Origin of the sequence: Hathewaya massiliensis (assembly GCF_902143515.1) — a bacterium.
Classification (GTDB): Bacteria; Bacillota; Clostridia; order Clostridiales; family Clostridiaceae; genus Hathewaya; species Hathewaya massiliensis.
This window is the reverse complement of record NZ_CABFVD010000001.1, coordinates 358,039-382,931: the sequence shown is the minus strand read 5'-3', so window position 1 is coordinate 382,931 and position 24,893 is coordinate 358,039. Positions and strand designations below refer to the sequence as shown.

Below are 24,893 nucleotides of genomic sequence, written 5' to 3'. Positions count from 1 at the left end.
GGTATTAGATGGGAACATTAGTTTATTATTCTATTCCAATAGCAATTTTTGTAGGAATTAAATGTATGACAAATATTTTTAAAAAGGTTCAAAGTAATAAAAATAGTACAATAGATACTATATATTTAACAATTATAATATCATATGTGATTTATATTTGTATGGCTGCATAAAGATAAATCATTAATACTTATTTTATATCCTTCTTTAGTAATAAACTTAATAATCCCATTGGGTTTTCTTTAATATTTATTAAGAAAAGAAATTGTTATTGATATTTATATATGTCCACAGCAAGTACATCTCAAGCTGATTTTTCTACTATAAATAGTAATCTCTTACTAAGAAATCTTTTTTATCATGCAGTCTATAAGCTATTCTATAGTATTTATGAAATTTTAAAGATCGTTTTATTGAAGAAACTCTTATAAAAATAGTATTATTACATTATTCAGACTTCAGAATGTTAGATATTAAAATCTGATAAATCTATTGAAACTTTGATACAATTATTTTGCATTTGCCTTCTCCTTTTAGTGTGAGTATTGAGGTTATCACTACAATAATGACAAATGCATATTTGTTTTTATTCTATGATTTAACTGTTACTATATTGTCCCAATTATTGATATTATGTCCCTTAAAGTATATAATAAAAAATATTATGACCTTAGAGTTTTCCTACATATAATATAATTAAAAGGGGAATGTAAATAATAAATAGGAGGGAAAAAATATGTCAAAAATAACTTTAGATTTAAATAAAGCAAATCCATATTTAACTGAAGAAGAAGTAATGAAAATGCAAGGCATGGTAAATGAAGCACATAATGAGCTTCATAATAAAATAGGAGAGGGCAATGATTTTTTAGGGTGGTTAGATCTTCCTGTTGATTATGATAAAGAGGAGTTTTCTAGAATTCAAAAAGCTGCTAAAAAAATACAAAATAATTCAGAGGTTTTAATAGTTATAGGTATTGGTGGTTCTTATTTAGGAGCAAGAGCTGCTATAGAGATGTTAAGTCATTCTTTTTATAATTATCTTCCAAAGGAAAAAAGAAATACACCTGAAATATATTTTGTAGGAAATAGTATAAGTTCTACTTATATTCAAGATTTAATAGAATTTGTACAACACAAAGATTTTTCTGTTAATGTAGTTTCAAAGTCAGGAACAACTACAGAACCTGCCATTGCTTTTAGAATATTTAAAGAACTTTTAGAGAAGAAATATGGAAAAGATGGAGCAAAGGAGAGGATATTTGCCACAACTGATAAGGAAAAAGGTGCTTTAAAGAGCTTATCTGATGCAGAAGTATACGAAACTTTTGTTATTCCAGATGATGTTGGTGGAAGATTTTCTGTTTTAACAGCAGTAGGGTTGCTTCCTATAGCTACAGCTGGCATAGACATAGAAAAAATAATGGAAGGCGCGAGAGATGCAAGGGAAGTTTATAATAAACCATTATTAAAAGAAAACCCTTGCTATATGTATGCAGCAGCTAGAAATTGTTTATATAGAAAAGGAAAAACTACAGAAATACTAGTAAATTATGAGCCAAGACTTCAATATATGTCTGAATGGTGGAAACAACTATATGGTGAAAGTGAAGGAAAGGATGGAAAGGGTATTTTCCCTGCTTCTGTTAACTTTTCAACAGATCTTCATTCCATGGGACAATATATTCAAGATGGATTAAGAAATATATTTGAAACTGTTATAAATATAGAAAATCCAAGTAAAGACATGGAATTAAAAGCTATAGAAGAGGATATAGATGGATTAAATTATCTTTCAGGAAAAACTATAGATTTTGTAAATAAAAAAGCTTTTCAGGGTACAATGCTTGCACACAATGATGGAGGAGTTCCTAATTTTATAATAAACGTTCCAGAGATAAGTCCATACTATTTTGGATACCTAGTATATTTCTTTGAAAAAGCTTGCGGTATAAGCGGATACTTATTAGGAGTAAATCCATTTAATCAACCAGGAGTTGAAGCATACAAGAAAAATATGTTTGCACTTCTAGGAAAACCAGGGTTTGAAGACCTTAAAAGCAAATTAGAAGAAAGATTATAATAGAAAAACCATGTATAAAGTGAACAGCCGCCAATCAAGTAGACAGGGGCTGTTCATTTTTTAAGTATTCTTTTTATTTATATAAACAAATTTCTATACTACTTTCTATACTACAATAATTTTTTATAAGACTTTGTTAGAAATTTTGTTGATATGATATTACGTAATCACCTATGAACAAGTTTTAGAATTTCATTATTTCTGTAGTAAATATTACGTTAAAAAGTTTTAATGTTTGAGCATAGCGAGTTTTAAAACTTTAGTAATATTTATGGAAGAAATAATAGAAATTCTTAACATAGTGAATCAGTGATGAAGTGATTTTCATATCAACATTTTTCACCTAACAAAGCCTTTTATAACAAATATTTTTTATTGAACTATCTTCATTTTAACTATAAAAGTTAATATATGAGTTACCATCTAAAGGTATTAAAACTTGTAGTGGTGGTTCATCATTTAATAAACCTACTACATAAATTGTATAAAATTTATTTGCATTTAATCTTATGTTAGGCACATATAAAATTGAGGTTGTTGTATCTGCAAGTCTAACATCCACGGAATAAATTCCTGGAGGTAATGGTATATATCCTTGTAGTTGCTTATAGGATACATTTTTAAAAAGTGTTATTCCTGTAGAAGTAACTATGTCTACAGGAGGCGTATTAGGTGAAAGATGGGCAATTCTTAAGTACACTTTGCTGTTGTCTATATTTATTTTAGGGTCTAATATAGGAAGTAAGGATAAAGTTCTAGGATCTCTTCCTATAGCTGCTATGGTAACAATTTTATTAGGAGCTATGGTTACACTTTGTTCTAGAATTAAGTCAGTCCTATTTCCAGTAGGATAAATTTTAATATTATAGTTTCCAGCAGAAATAGGAAGATACTCTGTAAAACCCCTATATCTTAAGTCTCTTATAGTAGGAACATTATTAATATATATATCTACTGAGGGACTTTTAGGGGATGCATGTAAAACTCTTATAAATGATTTTAAAGAATTTGGAATATTAGGATTCATATTTAACACCTTTCATAAGTTCTCTTAAATTATTATATGTAAAGATTCGTAAAGTGTTAATTCTTTATTTTAAAATAAAAAAATTTTATTTTAATGCATTTATATATAGATTTACAAAATATATAATTTAAAATATATAGCATGCTCTCTAAACTTATTGTAATTTTTATAAAATATTTATAATAGATTAATAAAAACATTAGGTTTAGGGGGAGAAAGTTGGAATTTAAGGATTTACTTTTGGTGGCCTTAGCATTAGCTTTAGATGCCTTTGGTGTTGCTTTAGGTATAGGATTAAATCCTATAGTAAAAAAGAAAAATAAAATAACTTTTATACTGTCTTTTGGTTTTTTTCAGTTTTTATTTGCTTTTATAGGGGGATATGGTGGTTCTTTATTTAGTAAATACATATTGTGCTTACCTAAAGTTGTAGGGGGTACTATTGTATCATTAGTAGGAGTTTTTATGCTAAAAGAGAGTATGGAAAATAAGAAAGAGGATAAATTAATACTAAGAAACAAAACAAATATTATTTTAGGTGCATCCGTTAGTGTGGATGCTATGGTTGTTGGATTTACAGTGCTTAATGGATTTAATAGCATATTTATTTTAACAAGGGATACTCTATTTATGGGTATTGTTGCTTTAATTATGACTACCATAGCATTTTGTATTTCTAAAAGTTTAAAAAAATTTGATGGTTTTGAGAAGTATGCTGACCTTATTGGTGGTATAATACTTATATTGTTTGGTATTAAAATGATGTTTTTATAGAAAGGATGGGTTTTATGTTAGAGACATTAAAAAATTTAAAAAGCTATGAAGTATTTAAGTATTTTAAAGAAATGAATGAAATACCAAGGGGATCTGGAAATGAGAAGGCTATTAGCGATTGGTTAGTTAATTTTGCAAAAGAACATAACTTAGAAGTTAAACAAGATGAAGTTTTAAATGTAATTATAAGAAAGCCTGGTACAAAGGGATATGAAAATTCAGAAACAGTAATTCTTCAAGGGCATATGGATATGGTTTGTGAAAAAGAATCAAATAATCCACATGATTTTACTAAGGATCCTATAGACTTTATAGTTGAAGGGGATTATTTAAGAGCAAATGGCACTACTTTAGGGGCAGACAATGGAATTGCTGTTGCTATAGGTCTTGCTATTTTAGCATCAAAGGATATTTCTCATCCTCCAATAGAACTTTTAGTAACTACAGAAGAAGAAACAGGAATGGGTGGAGCTCAAGGTTTAAATCCAAAAGACGTAACTGGAAAAAGACTAATTAATATAGATTCAGAAGAAGAAGGAAAGTTATTAGTTAGTTGTGCAGGAGGAGTAAGAGAAGTTATAACTCTTCCAATTAACAAGGAAGATATGAAAGATGGTACCTTAGCTTATAGAATTTTTGTTCACGGATTACAAGGTGGACACTCTGGCATGGAAATAGATAAGGAAAGAGGAAATGCTAATATAATTTTAGGTCGTATATTATATGATTTAAGCTTGGATTTAGATTTTAATATTGCTTCTATAAATGGTGGAGCAAAGATGAATGCAATACCAAGAGAGTCAGAAGCTTTAATTACTATAAATGAAAGTGGAGTAAAAGCTTTAGAAGAGAAGATTAAGAAATGGGAAGAAATTTTAAAAGTTGAGCTATATGGCAAAGATCCTAATGTAGCACTATGCTTAGAAAAAGTAGAATATAAAGAAAAAGTATTTACTTGCGAAAGTACAGAAAAAGTAATTCAAACATTGATCTTAATGCCTAATGGTATCCAAAGTATGAGCATGGATATAAAGGGATTAGTTCAAAGCTCAACTAATATAGGGGTTTTAGTTACTAAAGAAGACTCTGTTTATTTTGAAAGTTGTATAAGAAGTTCTGTTGGAACTCTTAAGGAAGATATAGTTAGAAAAGGTGAAGTACTTTCTAAATTAATAGGAGCTAAATTTGAATTATTTGCAGATTATCCAGAGTGGCAATACAATCCAAATTCAAAATTAAGAGAAAAATTTATAGAAGTATATAAGAATTTATATGGTAAGGAACCAGAAATATCTGCAATTCATGCCGGACTTGAATGTGGATTATTTGGAGGAAAGTTTAAAGGTGAAATGGATATGATTTCTCTAGGACCTGATATTTTTGATGTTCACACACCAAAAGAACATCTATGCATTTCTTCAACAGATAGAACTTATGAATATATATTAAAAGTATTAGAGAACTTAAAGTAGTTTTAGCTTAAAATATGAAACTTACAACAAATAATATCTATAGATACGAATAATATAATAAATTAATTTAATGTAAGAATCCTATGATAACAACTCATAGGATTTTTTTATTTAATATGTTAAAATAAAAGAGAGGTGAAATGTATGAATTGTGAAGCATATTTAAAGAATGCTAAAATAAAAATAACTAAAGGAAGAGTAAGTGTTTTAAAACTTTTTATAGAAAATTCATCTCCTATAAATGCAGAAGAAATATATCTTTCTCTTAGAAATGAAAAAATTAAGATTGATTTATCTACGGTTTATAGAACCTTAGAATTATTTGAAGAAAAACATATAGTAACTAAAATTATAGGAGAAGACGATAGAAAAACTTTTATCTTAAAAGAAAAAGGTCATAAACATACTTTAGAATGCTCCCTTTGTCATAAGGAAGTTGAGTATGAATGTCCAATGCCTAAAATAAAAGAAATATTAAAGAAAGAAACAGGATTTGATGTTACTTGTGGAGATGTTAGCTTAAAAGGGATTTGCGATTCTTGCAAAGGAAAAGGATAAATAGAAAAATAAATAAAGGTATTTATTTTTTATATTTTATATATTTATTTTTAAAGGGGGATTTGTGATGAGTGAAAATTTAAAAATCAAAACAAGAGAAGAAATTGAGAAAAAATATAAGTGGGCTATAGAAAATATATATAGTTCTTTAGAGGAATTTCAAAATGACTATGCAAAAGTAAAAGCAGAAGGTATTAAATTAAAAGAATACCAAGGAAAATTACATAAAGGTGAAGACCTTTTAGAATTTTTTAAAAAGGATGAAGAGGTATGCAGACTTGCAGATAAATTATTTGTATTTGCTTCATTAAGATATGATGAAGATACAACAGTTGCAGAGTCACAGATAATAAAGAAAAAGATGGATTCTTATATGACAGAATTAGCTGGAATTAGAGCATTTATAGTTCCAGAGCTATTATCTATAGATAAGGAAGTTTTAGATAAAGAAGTAGAGAGAATACCAGGGCTTCAAATGTATAAATTCCATTTGGAAACTGTATTAGCTGCAAAACCTCATACCTTAGATAAGGAAAAAGAAGAGTTAATAGCAAACATATCTGATTCCTTTGGTGTGCCAGTAAATACCTTTGGAATGTTAACAAGTTCAGATATGGAATTTCCAAGTATAAAAGATGAAAATGGCAATGAAATTAAATTAAGTGATAGTAACTTTACTGGAATGTTAAAACACAAAGATAGAAGGGTAAGAAAAGATGCTTTTAAAGGAGCTTTTGGAACTTATGCACAGTTTAAAAGTACTTTTGCAAATTTAATGACATCATCTATGAAAAGCTTTGCTGATATGGCTAAGATAAAGAATTATAAGGATTCTTTAGAATATGCCTTAAAGCCTGACAACATTCCTACATCTGTATACTATACAACAATAGATACTATAAATAAGAATTTAGAACATCTTCATAAATATATAGCATTAAAGAAGAGATTATTAAATTTAGATGAAATGCATATGTACGATATTTATATGCCTATAATTGAAGAAATAGAGGACTATACTCCATATGAAGAAGGGGTAGAATTAGTTAGAAAAGGATTAAAGCCCTTAGGAGAAGAATATTTAAGTGTATTTAATAATGGTATAGAAACTAGATGGGTAGACGTTTATGAAAATAAGGGTAAAAAAGGTGGAGCTTACTCTTGGGGAACTTATGATATACCAGCTTATGTACACATAAACTATGCAAACCATTATAATGATGTTTCAATGTTAGCGCATGAAATGGGTCACTCAATTCATTCTCATTATTCTAACAAAAATCAACCATATATTTATTCAAGTTATAGTTATTTCTGTGCAGAGGTGGCATCTACAACTAATGAATCACTTCTTATTAGCTATTTAATAGATAATGAAAATGATAAGCTTAAAAAAATGTTCTATATAGCAGCTCAATTAGAACAAATGAGAGTAGTTGTATTTAGACAAGCACTTTTTGCAGAATTTGAACTTAGAGTACATGAGGAAATTGAAAAAGGAAATATACTTTCAGCGGATGATTTATGCAAAATGTATGTTGAATTAAATAAAAAGTATTATGGAGATGCTATAGTAGTTGATGAAGAAATAGGTATGGAATGGGCAAGAATTCCTCAATACTATACAGACTACTATACTTATCAATACGTTACAGGATTTGCAGCTGCAAACTCCTTTAGCAAAGCTATATTAGAAGAGGGAGAGGAAGCAAGAGAAAGATATATGAACTTCTTAAAGAGTGGTTGCTCTGATTACTCTATAGAATTATTAAAGAAGGCAGGAGTTGATATGACTTCTTCAAAACCTCTTCAAGATACTATGGATATATTTGCTGAAAGGCTTAATATGCTAGAAAAATTAATTAATGAGTAGGAGAATTTAATAAAATATGACTAAGAATACTAAAACCTTTATAGATTTTTTAATAAGGGAAAGAGGGTATAGGGTCATAGAGATAAAAGGTGAAGGAAGGGTACCAAACACTTGGTGCCTTTCTTATATTAATTCTGGTGTTGAAGATTATTTTGTAATTTTAAATCCAGAAACTTATGTCTATGCCTCTATGTATGAGAATATTATTTTAGCTAACACAAGAAATACTAATAACTATATCAATATTTTCAATATTTTAATTGAAGAAGAAAAAAATAATTTACAATTATTTCAAAACACTATGGTTTTAAACTTTGAAGAAAATAGTTTTAAGATTATAGGGGATTTTAAGGAAGAAAATATAACCCATATAAAAGAAGGCTTTTATATAGTTGCAAGAAGTAAGGAAAAGAAAAAAGAAATACTTAAGGAAAATTTATGCGCTATTTCTTTAATTATAGCTAATGTAATTTATTTTTTAATTTCCATTTACTGTAATTTAAAATTAGGGGAAGGATTTATTGATATAGATTCACAGGTCCTATATAAACTAGGATCTAATGTTAATATTTCTCTTTTAAATGGGGAAGTTTATAGATTTATAACTAGTATGTTCTTACATGGGGGAATGGCTCATTTATTTTTTAATATGTATGCATTGTATTCTATGGGTTCTTTGGTTGAAGGGGTATATGGAAGAAAGAACTTTTTTAAAATATATTTAATTTCAGGAGTAACTGCCTCTATTATAAGTTCCTTTACATTGAAAGGAATATCCATAGGTGCCTCTGGAGCTATTTTTGGATTACTTGGTGCAGTGCTTGTATTTGCATATAAGGTGAGAAGTAAAATAGGAAAAGGGCTTTTATATAATATAATAACAGTAATTGCAATAAACATTTTTATTGGGATCACACTGCCTAATATAGATAACTTTGCTCATGGTATAGGACTATTATCAGGTATGATTGTTGGTTTTATATTATATGCAGAAGCTTAAAATAAAAATTAAGAAAAGCATATCTTTAGATTATATATAAGCTTTGTTAGAATAAAATGTTTATATGAGAGTTACTTCATTACTGATTCACTGCCTTAAGAATTTCTAATATTTCTTCCATAAATATTACTAAAGTTTTAAAACTCGCTTTGCTCAAACATTAAAACTTTTTAACGTAATATTTACTACAGAAATAAAGAAATTCTAAAACTTGTTCATAGGTAATTGCGTAACCATCATATGAACAAAATTGTCTAACAAAGCCTAATGTTTAAATAAAAGGGGGTGTTGCACTAAGGAATTTACATTAACTAGCTTTAGAATTTAATATGCAGTCTATATCATTTTCATATAAGGTTTCTTTTTGAAGTAGGGTATCCTTCATAATATCTAAGATAGATTTATTCTCTAAAATTAGCTTTTTAGTGTCCTCATATAAGTTTTCTATAGTGGTTTTACATTCATCTAACACCATGGATGGGTTGTTTATTCCATGTTTTTTTAGTTCATCTATATTAAGGAGACCTAAACTTGTCCCCATTCCATATCTACTAATCATATTAAAAACTAAATCTGTGGATTTTTGCATATCATTATATGCTCCTGTGGTTATATTCTTTTCTCCAAAATAAATTTCTTCTGCAGCTCTACCAGCCAGTAGTATCATTATCCTATTTTCTAGATAGGATTTATTTCTAAATAGACGGTCTTCAGGAATGCTTAAAGTGTAACCACCAGCGCCCTTAGTACTTGGGATTATTGTAACCTTTGAAACTTTTTCCTCTGGCATTATTAAGCTATTTACTAATGCATGTCCACTTTCATGCACAGCTGTTATCTCTTTATCTTCATCCTTTATATAATCTCTATTAAATTTTTCATGACCGGTAAGAACAATAGAATAAGCCTTATCTAAAACACTGTTATCTATATAGCTTTTATCTTCCTTACAAGCTATAATAGCAGCTTCATTTATAAGACTTTCTAATTTAGCCCCAGAAAAGTAAGAAGTTTTCTTAGCCCACTGCTTAACATCAATATTTTTAGTAGGTTTATTTTTAAGATAAAGCTCAATTATCTTTTCTCTTGCAATAAGATCTGGCAAGGTAACTTCAATGTGTCTATCAAATCTACCAGGTCTTAAAAGGGCTGGGTCTAGCATGTCTAACCTATTTGTTGCGGCTATAACAATTATACCCTCTTTTTCATTAAATCCTGACATTTCAGTAAGTAGGGCATTTAAAGTTTGGTCTTTTTCATCAGAACTTCCGCTACCAGAACCATTATCTCTTTTCTTACCAATTGCGTCTATTTCATCAATGAAAATAACGGCTTTTCCATGTTTTTTAGCCTTTTTGAATAAATCTCTTATACGTCCAGCACCAACACCTACATACATTTGTACGAAGTCAGAACCAGATACAGCATAAAAAGGTACATTGGCTTCCCCAGCAATAGCTTTTGCAAGAAGGGTTTTACCAGTTCCCGGTTCCCCGTAAAAAATAATACCCTTAGGCATTCTAGCACCGTAAGCACTATATTTATCAGGGTTTTTAAGAAAATCAACCATATCTTCTACGCTATGCTTTGCTTCATCATTTCCAGCTACAATAGAGAAGTTGTAACTACAATTTTCAATAGCTTCTACGTTTAAGCTAGAGAAAGAAAAACTACCTTTTGATTTTAGCTTAGAATTTTTAAGAGATACAAAGATAAAAGTAGATGCTGATAGGAATAAGGCAACAGCAGGAATTAATTCAGGAATTGACATAAAGGAATTTTCATAAACCTTTATATTTTTATTTAAAAGTTCTGCTTTAAAGTTTTCTTTTCTAGGGTTATCAGTTTCGTATATTTGTCCATTTATTAATTTTACCCTTATGGTAGAGGCATCATCTAAATATACAGCAGTAATTTTTTTAGAATTAAGATCTTGTAAAAATTCAGTATAGTTTTTTTGCATATTTCCTATATAAAAAATTTTCACAGAAAAGAAGAGTAAAAGGGAAATTAAAGTGGCAATTAAAGAAAGCTTGTTAATGTTGTTTTTTAATTTCACTTATATCACCTACATTTTATTTTATTTTAATTTAACATCTGTGTACGATTATAAAGAGTTTTAAAAAATATGTCTAATAAAAATCATAAAATATGGGTATGTAATTTTTGCATAAATTATATTTAATATCCTAAGCTTATAGTGTATACTAGAATGTAAAGTATGATTACAAGAGGTGGAGAACTTGAATATATCTAATGCAGAGGTTCTTTTAAATGAAGAAGATTTACTTAGTATTTTAAAAGATGTAATAACTTATGGAAATGTAAAAGGCTTAGAAATAAGTAAAGTTAATTATGAAGAAGGCCTTATAAATATAAAGGGTACATATAAGTTTAAAATAAGAATTCCTTTTAGTATAAAATTAAGTTTTATGTATTTAAAGGATAATTTTCTTAAATTAAAAATAAATAAAATCTCTATAGCAAAACTTGGTATCTTTTCTTTTATAAAAAACTTTGCTCTTAAAAAATTATTAAAGGATTTTATGGTTATAGGAATTATAAGTCACAAGGGGGAAGTCTGTTTAGAGTTAAATACTTTATTTACTATAGTTCCCTATGTATCTTTAATCTTAGATGAAGTTAGAATAGAAAAGGACAAGCTATTGGTAAAGGCAAAAGAAATTAATATAGATTTAAATAAAAAATATTTAAACTTTGAAGAAGCTATGAAAAAGAATGAAAAGATACAAAATGTATGGGAACTAAATCCTAAAAAGGTAAAAGTTCAAGAGGATTTTACAAAGAAGCTAAATAAGGATAATAAAGTAGAAGATATGTATTCAGCTGTAAGAAATAATATAGAGATGAAAACACAAGAAGATTATAAAGATATAGTTAAATGTGCCTTAGTTCTACCAGATTTAATAGCATTATTGTATAGGTTATTTAAGGATCCTAGAGTGCCTAAAAAGGAAAAGATAATATTAGGTGGTGTTATGGGGTATATTGTTATGCCAATAGATATTATACCAGATAAGATTCCTTTTGTAGGTAAGATAGATGAACTTGCCTTAGTTTTTTTTAGTTTAGACAAAATTATAAATTCTATTCCAGAGGAAGTTGTAATCCAAAATTGGGAAGGGGAAGAAAATGTAATTTTAATTATAAAAGAAGGAATATCTTTTATAAACCCTATGGTTGGTGGAGAAAATGTTAATAAGATATTTTCTTTTATTGATTCAGGATTTAAAAGTATATAAATAAAACTCTTTATTATGTGATTACGTAACCATAATATCAACAAAAATCTCTAACAGAGCAAAAATATAAAAATTTATATGTTTAATTTTAAAAAAAATACACATTCTATAAATGAAATGATTTTTAGAAAGGGTGTGTAGAAATGGGTACAAAGTTTATTAGAGGCATGACTACTGGTGCTTTAATGGGTATGGCAGCTGCAATGATGATGAATCCATCAATGGATAGAAGAACAAAGAGAAAAATGAGAAGAGCAGCTAGAAATATTACAAGTACAACAGGTGATATGTTCAATTCTGTAATGGGTATGATGAGATAAATATTTAAATTCAAAAAATATCTTAAAAATTACAGTGAATAATCATTGCACAGCTTATATTTAATTTAATTTAAATATAAGCTGTTTTTATATAAAATACAGAAAATTTTTTATATAATTTTGCAGTAATATATAAATTTATGCTATAATAAGATTAATATTTTATAAAAAAATTTAAATTTTATTAAAGATTTTAATACCATGAAAAGGAAGAGTGGACATATGGACATGGAAATTTTGTCTTTAGGAGAAAAGATTAAAAGAAAAAGAAAAGAACTTAATATGACACTTAAAGATTTGGCAGGGGACAGAATAACACCAGGGCAAATAAGTTTGGTAGAGTCTGGAAAATCCAATCCGAGTATGGATTTATTAGAGTACTTAGCTCAGTCATTAAATACTACGGTGGAGTATTTAATGGAATCAGAAGAAAGTCAGGCTGAAAAAATTTGTACCTTCTTTGAAAACATAGCAGAAGCCCATATGTTGGAAGAGGACTTAATTAAAAGTGAACAATATATAGAAAGGGCTCTCTATTACGCTGAAAAGTATAATTTAGAGTATACTAGGGGCAGAACCCTATTTTTAAGAGGAAAAATTCATATGCTAAAATCTGAAATGGCTTTGGCACAACAATTATTTCTTTCTGCAAATGTAATATTTATTAAACATAATAGACATGAGGAAGTAATTAATACATTTTTAAATTTGGGTATTATAACCTTAGAATTAAAGGCATATCATTCATCAAGCACGTACTTTCAGCAGGCTGAAAAGGTCTTTTTAGATAACAATGTAGGTAATGACTTCTTAATAGGACAAATTTATTATTATATAGCTTATACTTTCTTTAAATTAGAACAGATAGATAAATCTATAAAGTATTCATACATAGCTCAAGAAAAGTTTAAACAATTAAATGATAAGAAAGAATATGCAAAATCTCTATTATTACTTTCAGAACAATACTCTAAAAAAGATGATATGGAAAGTGCAATAAAATATTCTAAAAAGGCTTTAAGTATATTTAAAGAAATGCATGATGTTAAAAATATATCATCAATTGAAAATAATTTAGGAAAATTATTTTCTGATTTTGGTAATGTTGATGAGGCATTTATACATTTAGAGAGAGCTAAAATACTTAGAAATAATAATAAAGATCCTAAATTAATAGATACTTTAATAACTATGTGCCAAAATTATATTAAATTAAAGGATATAAAAAGATCAAAAGAAATTTTAGAAGAGATAATGTCAGAGGTTCAAAACGGAAATAAGAGAGCCCTTGTTCAATACTATCTCTTAAAGTTTAGAATTGATATGCAAGAAGAAAACTTTATCGAAGCGGAAAACACTCTAATAATTGCTTTAAATTTTGCAAAAAGTATGAATTATTTAAAAGAGTCAGCAGAGATATCCATGATGATTGGAAAATTCTACATGGATAAAGGAGATGAAGTTTCAGCAGCTAAGTATTTAAATGACGGAGTTGATATATTTAAAGAGCTAGGAATTATTAGTTATCTATAATGCTACTTGAATGGGTGAGGTTTAGTATGGAAATATTATCAACAGGGGAAAAGATTAAAAAAGCCCGCGTATATAAAGGCTTAACGTTAAAAGAATTATGTGAAGATAAGGTATCTGTATCTAAGATGAGTTGTATAGAAAATAATAAGATTAAAGCAGAACCTTGGATATTAGAATTTATAAGTAAGAAGTTAGAAATTGAATATGAGTATTTGAAAAAAGATGTAGAAGATCATCTTTTAGAAAACCTAAAATTAATAGAAAAAATGCCAAAAGAAAAAAATGACTATGAAAATAATTTAATATATAACTTAGAATATGCTGAAGAGTATAATCATTACGATATTTCTATGAAGCTTATACATTTACTTTTTGAGTATTATTTAATGAAAGAAGATATTAAATCCTTAGAAGATATTCAGTGTAGATATTATAATGTTTATGAAAAGGTATATAGTGATAAGCATCACCAAATGTACTATACAGATATTGCAAATTATTTATATGCAACAGGAGAATATCTTCAAGCTGCTAACTATTATAATAATGTTAAGCATTCTCTTCTTAAAGAAAAAGAAGACAATGAAGAGTATTATGAAACTATAGTAAATATTATATCTAAAGAAACTTACTGCTATATAAAGGAACAGAAATATAGTAAAGCATATGAGCTTTCAAAACAAGTTAATGAATACATAGATCTTATTGAAGATGATTTAATAAAAGCTAAATCTTATAATATGATGGCATTTTTATGTTTAAGAATGAGTGACCCTAATTTTACTAAATATGAAAAGAAATCTTTTAAATTTTATAAAAATAATTATTTTGAAAAATCAAAAGCCTTAAATGAATATGCAAGTACAATGTTAGAAATAGGACTTAGAGCAGAAGCACTAGAGTATATTGAAAAAGGACTAGCTACATGCCCTAAGGAACAAAAATCAAAGTTTATAGAATATTTAATTATAGTAACGGAAACTTTAATAAAAGGTGAATTTTTAAAAAGAGCAGAAGAAGTAGGAGATGAAGCCCTAAATATAGCTATAGAACTAAATGATGTGGTTCTCATAGAGAGAGCATATTATAATAAAGCTACTATATGCATGAAACAACAGAGTCATTACTCAGCTGAAATGTATATGAATCTGTCATTAGATACTTTGGTTAAGTTTGGGACAAAGGCTCAAATATATAAAAGATATTTACAAATGGGAGAAATGTATTATAAAATAAAAAATACTACAGAAGCTTTAAAGTATTTTAATCTTGCTATAAAAATGGAAACGTACATATGATGTGATAGTTAATGGTTAAGAGTGGACAGTTAATAGTTAAGAATGATAAGTAATAGGGAATAGATAAATGAAGATAAACATCCTGCTGTGATTATTAGTGGGGTGTTTATATTTTTATATTAAATTTTAAATGTAAAAGTATTATAATAAATATAAACAGAGTTTTAAGCTTCAGTGGGAGTAAAGTTCTCCTTGAAGTTTGGAAATAGTATCTAGGGCATAGCTACCCAATTTGAAGTCAGGTAGAGAGTCACAAACTTCCATTTGGTAGAAATTATTTCACAGAGTCAATGGGAGTATTAGAGTGGATAGTTGTGTGGCAAATAGGTAAAATATATACTAAAGTGATTAAAGAAAGAAAGTAAATAGAAAGGAGAGAGAAAAATGGATATTGAAAAACTTACTATTAAAGTTCAAAAGTCTATTAATGAAGCTCATGGTATAGCGGTAAAATATAATCATCAACAGCTAGATTCTATTCATCTTTTTATGGCTTTAATTTCTGAAGATGAATCACTTATACCTAATATTTTTTCTAAAATGGGGGTTAATATAAAGAAATTAAGAGAGGAAACCCATAAGGAATTAGAAAAAATGCCTAAGGTTTTAGGAGAGGGGGCTAGAACTTCTGGGGTTTATCCGACAAGAAGATTTGAAGAGATTTTTGTTAAAGCTGAAGATATATCTAAAAGATTTAAGGATAGTTATATAAGTGTTGAACATTTAATTTTATCTATGATGGATTTAGAGGATAGGGGTGCTATAGGTAGTATTCTAAGAAGATTTGGAATAAGTAAGGATGGTTTTCTAAAAACCTTAATGGAGGTTAGGGGAAATCAAACAGTAGATACACAAGATCCTGAAGGAACTTATGATGCTCTATCTAAGTATGGAAGAAATTTAATTGAAGATGCAAAAAAACATAAGCTTAATCCTGTAATAGGAAGAGATGATGAAATAAGACGAGTTGTTAGAATACTATCCAGAAGAACTAAAAATAATCCTGTACTTCTTGGAGAACCTGGAGTTGGTAAGACAGCTATAGTAGAGGGCTTAGCAGAGAGAATAGTTAGAGGGGATGTTCCAGAAGGGTTAAGGGATAAAATAGTATTTTCCTTAGATATGGGAGCTTTAATTGCAGGAGCAAAATATAGAGGAGAATTTGAAGAAAGACTTAAGGCAGTTTTAAAAGAAGTTAGTTCTAGTGAAGGAAAAATAATTTTATTTATTGATGAAATTCACACCATAGTTGGAGCAGGAAAGACAGAAGGGGCTATGGATGCAGGAAATTTAATTAAACCAATGCTTGCAAGAGGAGAGTTACATTGCATAGGAGCTACTACTTTTGATGAATATAGAAAGTATATAGAAAAAGATAAGGCACTAGAGAGAAGATTCCAGCAAGTTTCAGTAAATGAGCCTTCTGTGGAAGAATGTATAACCATATTAAGGGGTCTTAAGGAAAAATTTGAGATATATCATGGCATAAGAATACATGATAATGCTATTGTTGCCTCAGCTAAACTTTCTCAAAGATATATAAATAATAGATTTCTACCGGATAAGGCTATAGATTTAATAGATGAAGCCTGTGCTATGATAAGAACAGAAATTGATAGCCTTCCTACAGAAATGGACGATATAAGAAGAAAGATATTTAATTTTAAAATTGAGAGAGAAGCGCTTTCAAAAGAAATAGATGAAATTTCTAAAGAGAGATTAAAAGAGGTAGAAAAAGAGCTTAGCAATCTTGAAGAAATTGATAAGGAATATACTGCAAGATATGAAAGAGAAAAGGCACAAATAAAAGAAGTTAAAGAATTAAAAGAAAAAATTGATGAAAGAAAAGTAGAACTTGAAAAGGCTGAAAGAGAATATGACCTAAATAGAGTTGCAGAAATAAAATATGGAGTTATACCAGAACTTGAAAAACAATTAAAAGAAAAGGATGAGCTTTTAAAACAGGGCAAAGGTTCACTTTTAAAACAAGAGGTTACAGAGAGAGAAATCTCAGATATAGTATCTAAATGGACTGGAATTCCTGTAACTAGTTTAGTAGAAGGTGAAAGAAGAAAATTATTAAGACTAGAAGAAGAGTTAAGAAAAAGAGTAATAGGTCAAGAAGAAGCAGTAGAGGCAGTTGCTAATGCAGTAATAAGAGCACGTTCTGGACTTAAAGACCCAAGAAGGCCAATTGGCTCCTTTATATTCTTAGGACCTACAGGAGTTGGAAAAACTCAACTGGCTAAAAGTTTAGCAAAAAACCTATTTGATACTGAAGAAAATATTATTAGAATAGATATGTCAGAGTATATGGAAAAATATGCAGTGTCAAGACTTATAGGAGCTCCTCCAGGATATGTAGGATATGAAGAGGGAGGGCAGCTTACAGAGGCTGTTAGAAGGAATCCATATAGTGTTATTTTATTTGACGAAATTGAAAAAGCACATGAAGATGTATTTAATATCTTCCTTCAAATATTAGATGATGGTAGGCTTACAGACAATAAAGGTCAAGTAGTTGACTTTAAAAATACCATAATTATTATGACTTCAAATATAGGAAGTGCCTATCTTTTAGATAATATTAATGATGGAAAAATAGATGAAAATGTAAGAGAAGAAGTAATGAATGAACTAAAGCTTAGGTTTAAGCCGGAATTTTTAAATAGGCTAGATGATACCATAGTATTTAAACCATTAGAATTGAAAGATATAGAAAAAGTTATAGAAATATTCTTAGAAGATACAAAAAATAGATTAAAGGAAAAGAATATAGAGCTTCATATAACAGAAAGAGCTAAAGAATTTATAGCTAAAGAAGCTTATGACCCAATATATGGGGCAAGACCTTTAAAAAGATATATAGAAAATCATATAGAAACTCATCTTGCAAAGGAAATTATAAAAGGAAATATAGAAGATGGCATGAATATAGAATTTGATATAGATGGGGAAGAATTTAGGATTAAATATTAATTGCGGAACAGTTTTTTAGTGAATAAGTAATTATTAACAGTTAACATTGAATAAGTAATAGGTAACAGTGAATAGTTATGGATATTTTTCTTCGCTTTGCTATGAAAAAATTTAATTTTACTTAATTAGTTAAAGATAGTAGGACTATGGAAAATTCCTTTAGCAAAGTTATTCCTAACTATTCACTTTATAAGAAAATTACATAGTAATTTTCTTTAATTGCTAAGGTGTTTTTTAGTAAATAACTAATAGTAAAAAGTGAATAGTTTAGGATATTTCTCTTTGATTTGTTACGAAAAATGTTAACATATAAGTTATAATGTGATATAATCAATTTAATTAAAAATTACATATGAAGGTAGCGAAATTATGTTTTGTTTATTAAATATAATCATAGAAAAGGTTTTCTATTAAGGAGGGAAAGTAATGAAAGTTTTAGTTTGTGGTGGTGCTGGATATATTGGAAGTCATATGGTGGCGGAACTGCTGGAAAAGGGTCATGAAGTTATAGTATTAGATAATTTTCAAAAGGGACATAGGGATGCTATTTTAGGTGGCAAAATATATGAAGGTGATATAAGAGATAGAAAAGTTTTGGACAAGGTATTTGTTGAAAATAAAATTGATGCGGTTATTGATTTTGCTGCAGAATCCTTAGTTGGAGAGAGTGTGGTAGAGCCTTTAAAATATTTCAATAACAACGTATATGGTACCATATGTTTATTAGAAGCTATGAGAGATTATAATGTTAAATATATAATATTTTCATCTACAGCAGCAACTTATGGAGAACCTGAAAATATTCCAATATTAGAAAAGGATAAAACTTTTCCAACTAATCCTTATGGAGAATCTAAATTAGCAGTAGAGAAAATTTTAAAATGGTGTGATAATGCTTATGGTATAAAATATACAGCTCTTAGATATTTTAATGCTGCAGGAGCTCATATAAGCGGAAAAATAGGTGAGGATCATAATCCAGAAACTCATTTAATTCCTATAATAATTCAAGCTGCTTTAGGTAAGAGAGAAAAAGTATTTATTTTTGGCGATGACTATAATACACCAGATGGAACTTGTGTTAGAGATTATATACATGTTACAGACCTTGCTAATGCACATCTTCTAGCTTTAGAGAGATTAATGAGAGGAGAAGAAAGTGCTATATATAATTTAGGAAATGGAAAAGGGTTCTCAGTTAAAGAGGTTATAGAAACTGTAAAAAAAGTAACAGGAAAAGAATTTAAAGTAGAAATGGGCGATAGAAGAGCTGGTGATCCTGGAACTTTAATTGCATCTTCAGAAAGAGCGACTAAAGAATTAGGATGGAATTGTAGATATAATTCTTTAGAAAAAATTATTGAAACAGCATGGAACTGGCACTTAAATCATTTAGACGGCTATAAAAAATAATATAAAATATTGGAGTGGGGATATGTTTAAAGAAATTATTTTTAAAGGTATTAATGCTTTAGAGTTTGAAAATAATATTCTTAAGGTTAAAATAATTCCTTCCATAGGTGGGAAAATAGCTTCTATTTATCATAAGGAAAAGGAATTTGAACTTTTATTTCAAAATAAGGATGACAGTTATAAAAAACCAGAACTTTATGATGATTTTTCAAAGTATGATGCAGCTGGATTTGATGATGCATTTCCAACTATAGACTATGGAGAAGTAGAAGTGAATGGGAAAAAGGTTAAGTATCCGGATCATGGAGAAGTATGGACTTCAGAATTTAATGTTGATGAGATAAAAGACAATACTCTTACTTTAAGTTTTAAAAGTTCTATACTACCTTATACCTATTCAAAAAAAATCACCATAGAAGAGTGTGGAATAAAAATAGATTATTTAATTAAAAACCTTGGGGATTTTGATTTCCCGTGTATTTGGGCAGCTCATTATTTGGTTAATTGTAGCGGAGATATGGAAATTATATTTCCAAAAGGCACTACTGAAGTTGTAAATGTTCAAAAAAGTTCTAAGCTTGGAGAAGTAGATGTAATCCACAAGTATCCTATGACTAAGACTTTAAAAAATGAAGAATATAACCTAGGAAGAGTATTAAGTCAAAATAGTAATCACACGGAAAAATACTATGTAAATGGCAAGGTTAATGAGGGTGAATGTTCTATTTATTATAAAAATAAGGATTTAACTTATACTTTAAAATATGATAGAGAAATACTTCCTTATTTAGGTTTTTGGGTTACAGAAGGTGGATTTAGAGGTGACTATAACTGTGCACTAGAACCTACTAATGGATATTATGATAGTATAGATATAGCAGAGAGAAAAAATAAAGTTTTTACTTTAAAAAGTGGAGAGTCCTTAGAATTTACTGTAAATATATTCTTAAAATAGTATATAAAAAAGTGTATTAAAAGTATTGCAGTGCATATCCTAAAGTTAAAAGCTTTTAAGGAGATGAAAACTGTGAGAAAAAGTGGATTTACGAAAGTTTCATTACTTATTGTATTTATTTTGTCCTTAGTTACCTTTAATATATATACTGTTAAGGGAGAGGGGGAAAAAGTGATTTATCTTACTTTTGATGATGGTCCCTCTCCTAATAACACTTTAAAAGTACTGGAGATTTTAAAAGAAGAAAAAGTACCTGCTACTTTTTTTGTTATTGGAGAAAATGCAGAAAAATACCCTAATATAATAAAAGAGTTAGATAAAAGTGGTATGGCTATAGGTGCTCATAGTTATACTCATAAGGTTTCTTATATATATAAGTCTAAGGGGAATTATAGTAAGGACTTAGAAAAGTGCATAGAAACACTTAATGAAATCATAGGTAAAAATTATATAGATATAATTAGAATGCCATGTGGTTCTAGTAATAATAATTGTAATAAGGGGAATAAAACTCAGATTAAGGATTTTGTTAAAAATAAAAATCTAAGTTACATTGATTGGAATGTTAGTGGGGAAGATGCTATAGGGCGTAATGTACCTGTGGGTAAAATTAAAAATAATATACTAAAGAGTACTAAGGGAAAAGAATGCGTAGTACTTCTTTTGCATGATGGATATTATAATACTACTAGTATGCAAGTGTTAAAAGAAGTTATTAAATATTATAAAGATCAAGGATATACTTTTAAGAGTCTAAAAAATTTACCAAAGGAAGAAAGAACTAGACTAGAAAAATTAAAAATTTTAAATAAATAAGAGAGGGTTTCAAAAGGAATATTAATTAACTTCTTAAGAATAAAACCATGCATAAAAGGGCTTTTTATTATACCCCAATTATGCATGGTTTTCTATTATTAAAGTTTACTGTGAATTATGTTATGAACTCTGTTTATCTTTTGTATAAGTTTTTATTATATATTCTTTTGCATTTAATTCTAAAGTGTCATTAAGAGGACATAAGTTTACTTCTTCATATTTGCTCTTTAAAGCTAACATAAGAAGTCTATCTGCTAATTCAGGATTTTTTGAAAGTAGGGAACCATGAAAATAAGTACAGAAGGTATTTTTATATATACATCCTTCGTAACCATCCTCTCCATTATTACCATAGCCATATAAAACCTCTCCGAGAGGCTTTAAATCTCCTATATATGTTCTTCCTGAATGATTTTCAAAACCTACATAAGTTTCTTTAAACTCTTCATTATATATAACTGTGTTTCCAATAAATCTATTGTCACCAGATTCTGTGTATATATCTAATATAGAAAGACCAGGAAGCTTTTCACCTTCAGGAGTTGTGTAGTATTTTCCTAAAAGCTGATATCCACCGCAAATGCTTAAAAATACTTTTCCATCTTCTATGTATTTTTGTATGTTATTTTTTTTAGTTTCTACCATATCTTTAGAAACTATAGATTGCTCAAAGTCCTGTCCTCCGCCGAAAAGTACTATATCATATAATTTATCATCAAAAGCTTCATCAACGGATAAATTTATTATATTAACTTTAATACCTCTTTTTTCTGCCCTATATTTAAGAACTAAAATATTTCCATAGTCTCCATATACATTTAGTAGGTCTGGATATAGGTGACATATATTTAATTCCATATTAATCGTCTCCTTTTAAACTACCAAATTTCTTTTGCATAACCTTTAGTATTTAGGAACTTTCTAAAGTCAGTCATGGCTGTATAAGTTGCTAATACATAAGTGAAATCTTCTTCATTAGTTTTAATTTTATTTATTACTTCTTCATCATTATTACATATAATAAATCCCTCTTCATTAAATCCAGATATCTTTAATCTTACTGACATATCATATTTTCTCATACCAGATATTAAGATTTTATCCACATTTAAATTTTGTAGTTTTTCAAAGTTTACATCCCATATCCAGGATACATCTCTACCATCTGCATAGTTGTCATTTAACATAAAGCATAGGTTTATTTTTCTCTTATCTAGGAGTATGGTGTTTAGTGCTTCATCATATCCAGCAGGATTTTTAACTAATATAATTTTAAGTTTCTTTCCTTCAATATCTATCTCTTCTTGACGACCAAAGCTACTTTCTTGGTTTTCTAGAGAGGATTTAATATTTTCCACAGCAATAGAAAGTTCAGAACCTATGGCAAAAGCACATAGTCCATTATAAATATTATAAGTTCCTGGCTGATTAATTAAAATTTCTTCATCATTAATTATTACAGAAGAACTAGAAGGTGTTTTATCTAAAACTTTATCCACTTTATATTTTAATTCGGGATGTTTATATCCACAATTAGGGCAATAATAATCCCCTAAATGGTTATAAGTCACAAAGTTATAGTTATAAGATGTTTTGCAAAACTTACAAAACTTAGCGTCAGAGTTTATATGAACTTGATTATTTTCTAAATCATAGTTTTGGAAGCCATAATAAATAACCTTATTTTTAAGAGGTAAATTACCTAATAAAGATTCATCTCCATTTAAAATTAAAGTAGAGTTTTCTACCTTTTTTACTCCTTCAAGTATTTTTTCTAAGGTAGTATAAACCTCACCATATCTATCTAATTGATCCCTAAATAAATTTGTTATGGTAATAATTTCAGGAGAAATATGTTCTGTTATAAATTTTACATTGGCTTCATCTACTTCAATAATGGCATATTTTTCTCCTACATTCTTTTTAAAAGAAAAATTAGATACAAAGGTGGTTATAATTCCTGCATAAAGGTTTGCACCAGAGGAATTTGTTATAACTTTTTTACCACTAGACTTTACTATGCTATATATCATATTAGTAGTGGTGGTTTTACCGTTAGTTCCTGTAACAAGCACTACTTTATAATCTTTTGCTATGGTTTTTAAAATATTTCTATCTAATTTTAAAGCTATTTTGCCAGGGAAGTTAGTTCCACCCTTAGAAAAAATCTTACATAATTTAATAACTAGTTTAGAACAAATTATACTAAAAAAAGATTTTATATTAATTTTAGTCACCGCCTCTATTTATGTCTTAGTGTTTTTCGTAATGAAATTCTTCAGAGATTTTAAAACCAGAATTCGGAGAAACACTGTTAATTTTATTTAGAACTCTATTTTTTTCATTTTCCTTTAAAGGGGTAGGGCAATAGTCATTTTTATAAGTTACAGAAGAAACTCTGCAAGGTATAGCCTTAAATCCAGTTTCAACTAAGGTATCATTTTTAAATTTAAAATTTGTTTGCATTATAAAAGTATCCTTATCACTTGGATTGGTATTTCCTCCAAAACAGAAATTTCCTAAACTATAGGCAATATACTTTCCTTTATAAGTTTCAATTCCTTGAACTACATGTGGATGATGGCCAACTATTAAATCTGCACCATTGTCTATGGAGAATTTAGCAAGTTTTTTTTGAAACCCTATTGGATGATATTGTCGCTCTATTCCCCAATGGAAGTTAATAATTACTATACATCCTTCTTTTTTTAACTCTGTAATTTCGGTTTTTAACTTAGAAAAATCTATACTACCTTCCCAACCTTGATAACCTAAAAAGGCAAATTTTTTACCTTTTATAGTGGTCTTAAAAATAGTACCTTCTCCAAAGAAATTAATTTTTTCACCTTTTAGGGTTTCTTTTGTATCAATAAACCCTTTTTCATTATAATCATAAATATGATTATTAGCAATATTAACTGCTTCTATAGAACCTAAAGTTAAAGATTTTACATAAGAAGGTGGAGCTTTAAAGTTAAAAGCCTTTTGCACTTTATTGTTACTATTTGTAAAAGTAGTTTCTAAATTTACTATGGTCATATCATCATTTTTGAAATAAGGAGATACATTTTTAAAGAAATATGAGTAGTCCATACCTTTGTTAGCAAGAACCACTGGCAAAGTTTCGCCAGAGAATTTAGGATCATTCCCGATGGTGCAGTCTCCAGCAAAAGAAAGCAAAATTTCTGTGGAGGTATCAGCTTTTTTTTCTTCAGGCTTTTTTTCTTCAACTTTCTTTTTTTCCTCAACCTTATTTTTCCCATCTTGATTATTTTTAGGCTTATCTTCTGTATTTTTATGTGAAATATTTTTGTTTTCTGTGTTTCCTTTATTTTTAGAGTGAACTTTGTCAACCATATATACTATAGAACTAAGAATACCAAGTAATAAAACTAACATAACAATATAAGAAAAATGCTTTGCTCTTTTTTTATTTTTATTATTCAAAGGAAAAACCGCCTTTCTTAAATGTTGTAAGTATATTGTATCAATTTTTAGCTTCTAAAACTATAATAAAGAAGTTTTATTA

At 28.2% G+C, this 24,893-nt stretch carries 20 protein-coding genes; 15 read left to right on the top strand and 5 right to left on the bottom strand.

The genetic code is table 11. The annotated features are described in order from the left end of the window. Nucleotides 1–8: 8 nt before the first annotated feature. Both FNZ64_RS14595 and FNZ64_RS01835 read left to right on the top strand, forming a co-directional pair. Nucleotides 9–173 carry a hypothetical protein gene (locus tag FNZ64_RS14595; RefSeq protein WP_185903649.1) on the top strand — a complete coding sequence of 55 codons (165 nt, stop codon included), beginning with the start codon at nt 9–11 and terminating at the stop codon, nt 171–173. Between the two features lie 563 nt (nt 174–736). Then, complete coding sequence (locus FNZ64_RS01835) at nt 737–2,083, top strand: glucose-6-phosphate isomerase (RefSeq protein ID WP_142413178.1); 1,347 nt, start codon at nt 737–739, stop codon at nt 2,081–2,083. Nucleotides 2,084–2,474: 391 nt separating this feature from the next. On the opposite strand, the gene FNZ64_RS01830 is transcribed toward FNZ64_RS01835, so the two are convergent. After that, on the bottom strand, nt 2,475–3,110 hold the full coding sequence (locus FNZ64_RS01830; RefSeq protein WP_142413177.1) for a DUF4397 domain-containing protein: 636 nt from the start codon (nt 3,108–3,110) through the stop codon (nt 2,475–2,477). A 219-nt stretch (nt 3,111–3,329) separates the two neighbouring features. Between FNZ64_RS01830 and FNZ64_RS01825 the strand changes: the two genes are divergently transcribed. The 5 genes from FNZ64_RS01825 to FNZ64_RS01805 all read left to right on the top strand — a co-directional run bounded on the left by FNZ64_RS01825 (nt 3,330) and on the right by FNZ64_RS01805 (nt 8,787). Continuing rightward, the gene (locus FNZ64_RS01825; protein WP_142413176.1) at nt 3,330–3,884 is read left to right on the top strand and encodes a manganese efflux pump; all 555 of its coding nucleotides are present in this window, start codon (nt 3,330–3,332) and stop codon (nt 3,882–3,884) included. 14 nt (nt 3,885–3,898) lie between these two features. Continuing rightward, nucleotides 3,899–5,356, top strand: a complete 1,458-nt coding sequence (locus tag FNZ64_RS01820; RefSeq protein WP_142413175.1) for an aminoacyl-histidine dipeptidase — start codon at nt 3,899–3,901, stop codon at nt 5,354–5,356. A 144-nt stretch (nt 5,357–5,500) separates the two neighbouring features. Further along, nucleotides 5,501–5,914 carry a Fur family transcriptional regulator gene (locus FNZ64_RS01815; RefSeq protein ID WP_142413174.1) on the top strand — a complete coding sequence of 138 codons (414 nt, stop codon included), beginning with the start codon at nt 5,501–5,503 and terminating at the stop codon, nt 5,912–5,914. 67 nt (nt 5,915–5,981) lie between these two features. Then, on the top strand, nt 5,982–7,787 hold the full coding sequence (gene pepF / locus FNZ64_RS01810) for an oligoendopeptidase F (RefSeq protein WP_142413173.1): 1,806 nt from the start codon (nt 5,982–5,984) through the stop codon (nt 7,785–7,787). Between the two features lie 16 nt (nt 7,788–7,803). Continuing rightward, on the top strand, nt 7,804–8,787 hold the full coding sequence (locus tag FNZ64_RS01805) for a rhomboid family intramembrane serine protease (protein WP_142413172.1): 984 nt from the start codon (nt 7,804–7,806) through the stop codon (nt 8,785–8,787). A 307-nt stretch (nt 8,788–9,094) separates the two neighbouring features. Here the strand turns inward: FNZ64_RS01805 and FNZ64_RS01800 are convergent, their stop codons facing one another. After that, the gene (locus FNZ64_RS01800; RefSeq protein ID WP_423244916.1) at nt 9,095–10,774 is read right to left on the bottom strand and encodes an ATP-dependent metallopeptidase FtsH/Yme1/Tma family protein; all 1,680 of its coding nucleotides are present in this window, start codon (nt 10,772–10,774) and stop codon (nt 9,095–9,097) included. A 256-nt stretch (nt 10,775–11,030) separates the two neighbouring features. On the opposite strand from FNZ64_RS01800, the gene FNZ64_RS01795 reads away from it, so the two are divergent. The 8 genes from FNZ64_RS01795 (at nt 11,031) to FNZ64_RS01765 (ending at nt 21,364) form a co-directional block, all read left to right on the top strand. Next, complete coding sequence (locus FNZ64_RS01795; protein ID WP_142413170.1) at nt 11,031–12,050, top strand: YkvA family protein; 1,020 nt, start codon at nt 11,031–11,033, stop codon at nt 12,048–12,050. A gap of 143 nt (nt 12,051–12,193) precedes the next feature. Continuing rightward, on the top strand, nt 12,194–12,370 hold the full coding sequence (locus FNZ64_RS14590) for a hypothetical protein (protein ID WP_185903648.1): 177 nt from the start codon (nt 12,194–12,196) through the stop codon (nt 12,368–12,370). Nucleotides 12,371–12,598: 228 nt separating this feature from the next. After that, nucleotides 12,599–13,903 carry a helix-turn-helix domain-containing protein gene (locus FNZ64_RS01790; RefSeq protein WP_142413773.1) on the top strand — a complete coding sequence of 435 codons (1,305 nt, stop codon included), beginning with the start codon at nt 12,599–12,601 and terminating at the stop codon, nt 13,901–13,903. A gap of 26 nt (nt 13,904–13,929) precedes the next feature. Then, nucleotides 13,930–15,201 (top strand): helix-turn-helix domain-containing protein, encoded by a 1,272-nt coding sequence (locus FNZ64_RS01785; RefSeq protein ID WP_185903647.1) that lies wholly within the window; start codon nt 13,930–13,932, stop codon nt 15,199–15,201. A gap of 384 nt (nt 15,202–15,585) precedes the next feature. Next, on the top strand, nt 15,586–18,180 hold the full coding sequence (clpB, locus tag FNZ64_RS01780) for an ATP-dependent chaperone ClpB (protein WP_142413168.1): 2,595 nt from the start codon (nt 15,586–15,588) through the stop codon (nt 18,178–18,180). A gap of 426 nt (nt 18,181–18,606) precedes the next feature. Beyond that, nucleotides 18,607–19,593, top strand: coding sequence for a UDP-glucose 4-epimerase GalE (gene galE / locus FNZ64_RS01775; protein ID WP_142413167.1), 987 nt, complete (start codon nt 18,607–18,609; stop codon nt 19,591–19,593). A gap of 22 nt (nt 19,594–19,615) precedes the next feature. Continuing rightward, nucleotides 19,616–20,548 (top strand): aldose epimerase family protein, encoded by a 933-nt coding sequence (locus tag FNZ64_RS01770; RefSeq protein WP_142413166.1) that lies wholly within the window; start codon nt 19,616–19,618, stop codon nt 20,546–20,548. 72 nt (nt 20,549–20,620) lie between these two features. Beyond that, nucleotides 20,621–21,364 carry a polysaccharide deacetylase family protein gene (locus tag FNZ64_RS01765; protein ID WP_185903646.1) on the top strand — a complete coding sequence of 248 codons (744 nt, stop codon included), beginning with the start codon at nt 20,621–20,623 and terminating at the stop codon, nt 21,362–21,364. Between the two features lie 120 nt (nt 21,365–21,484). On the opposite strand, the gene FNZ64_RS01760 is transcribed toward FNZ64_RS01765, so the two are convergent. From FNZ64_RS01760 to FNZ64_RS01750, 3 genes are read right to left on the bottom strand one after another with little or no spacing between them, the layout of a single operon-like run. Then, nucleotides 21,485–22,222 carry a type 1 glutamine amidotransferase gene (locus tag FNZ64_RS01760; RefSeq protein WP_142413164.1) on the bottom strand — a complete coding sequence of 246 codons (738 nt, stop codon included), beginning with the start codon at nt 22,220–22,222 and terminating at the stop codon, nt 21,485–21,487. Nucleotides 22,223–22,242: 20 nt separating this feature from the next. Then, entirely contained in the window at nt 22,243–23,601 is a 1,359-nt protein-coding gene (locus FNZ64_RS01755) for a Mur ligase family protein (protein ID WP_142413163.1), read from the bottom strand. A 16-nt stretch (nt 23,602–23,617) separates the two neighbouring features. Beyond that, complete coding sequence (locus FNZ64_RS01750) at nt 23,618–24,811, bottom strand: CapA family protein (RefSeq protein WP_142413162.1); 1,194 nt, start codon at nt 24,809–24,811, stop codon at nt 23,618–23,620. Nucleotides 24,812–24,893 lie beyond the last annotated feature (82 nt).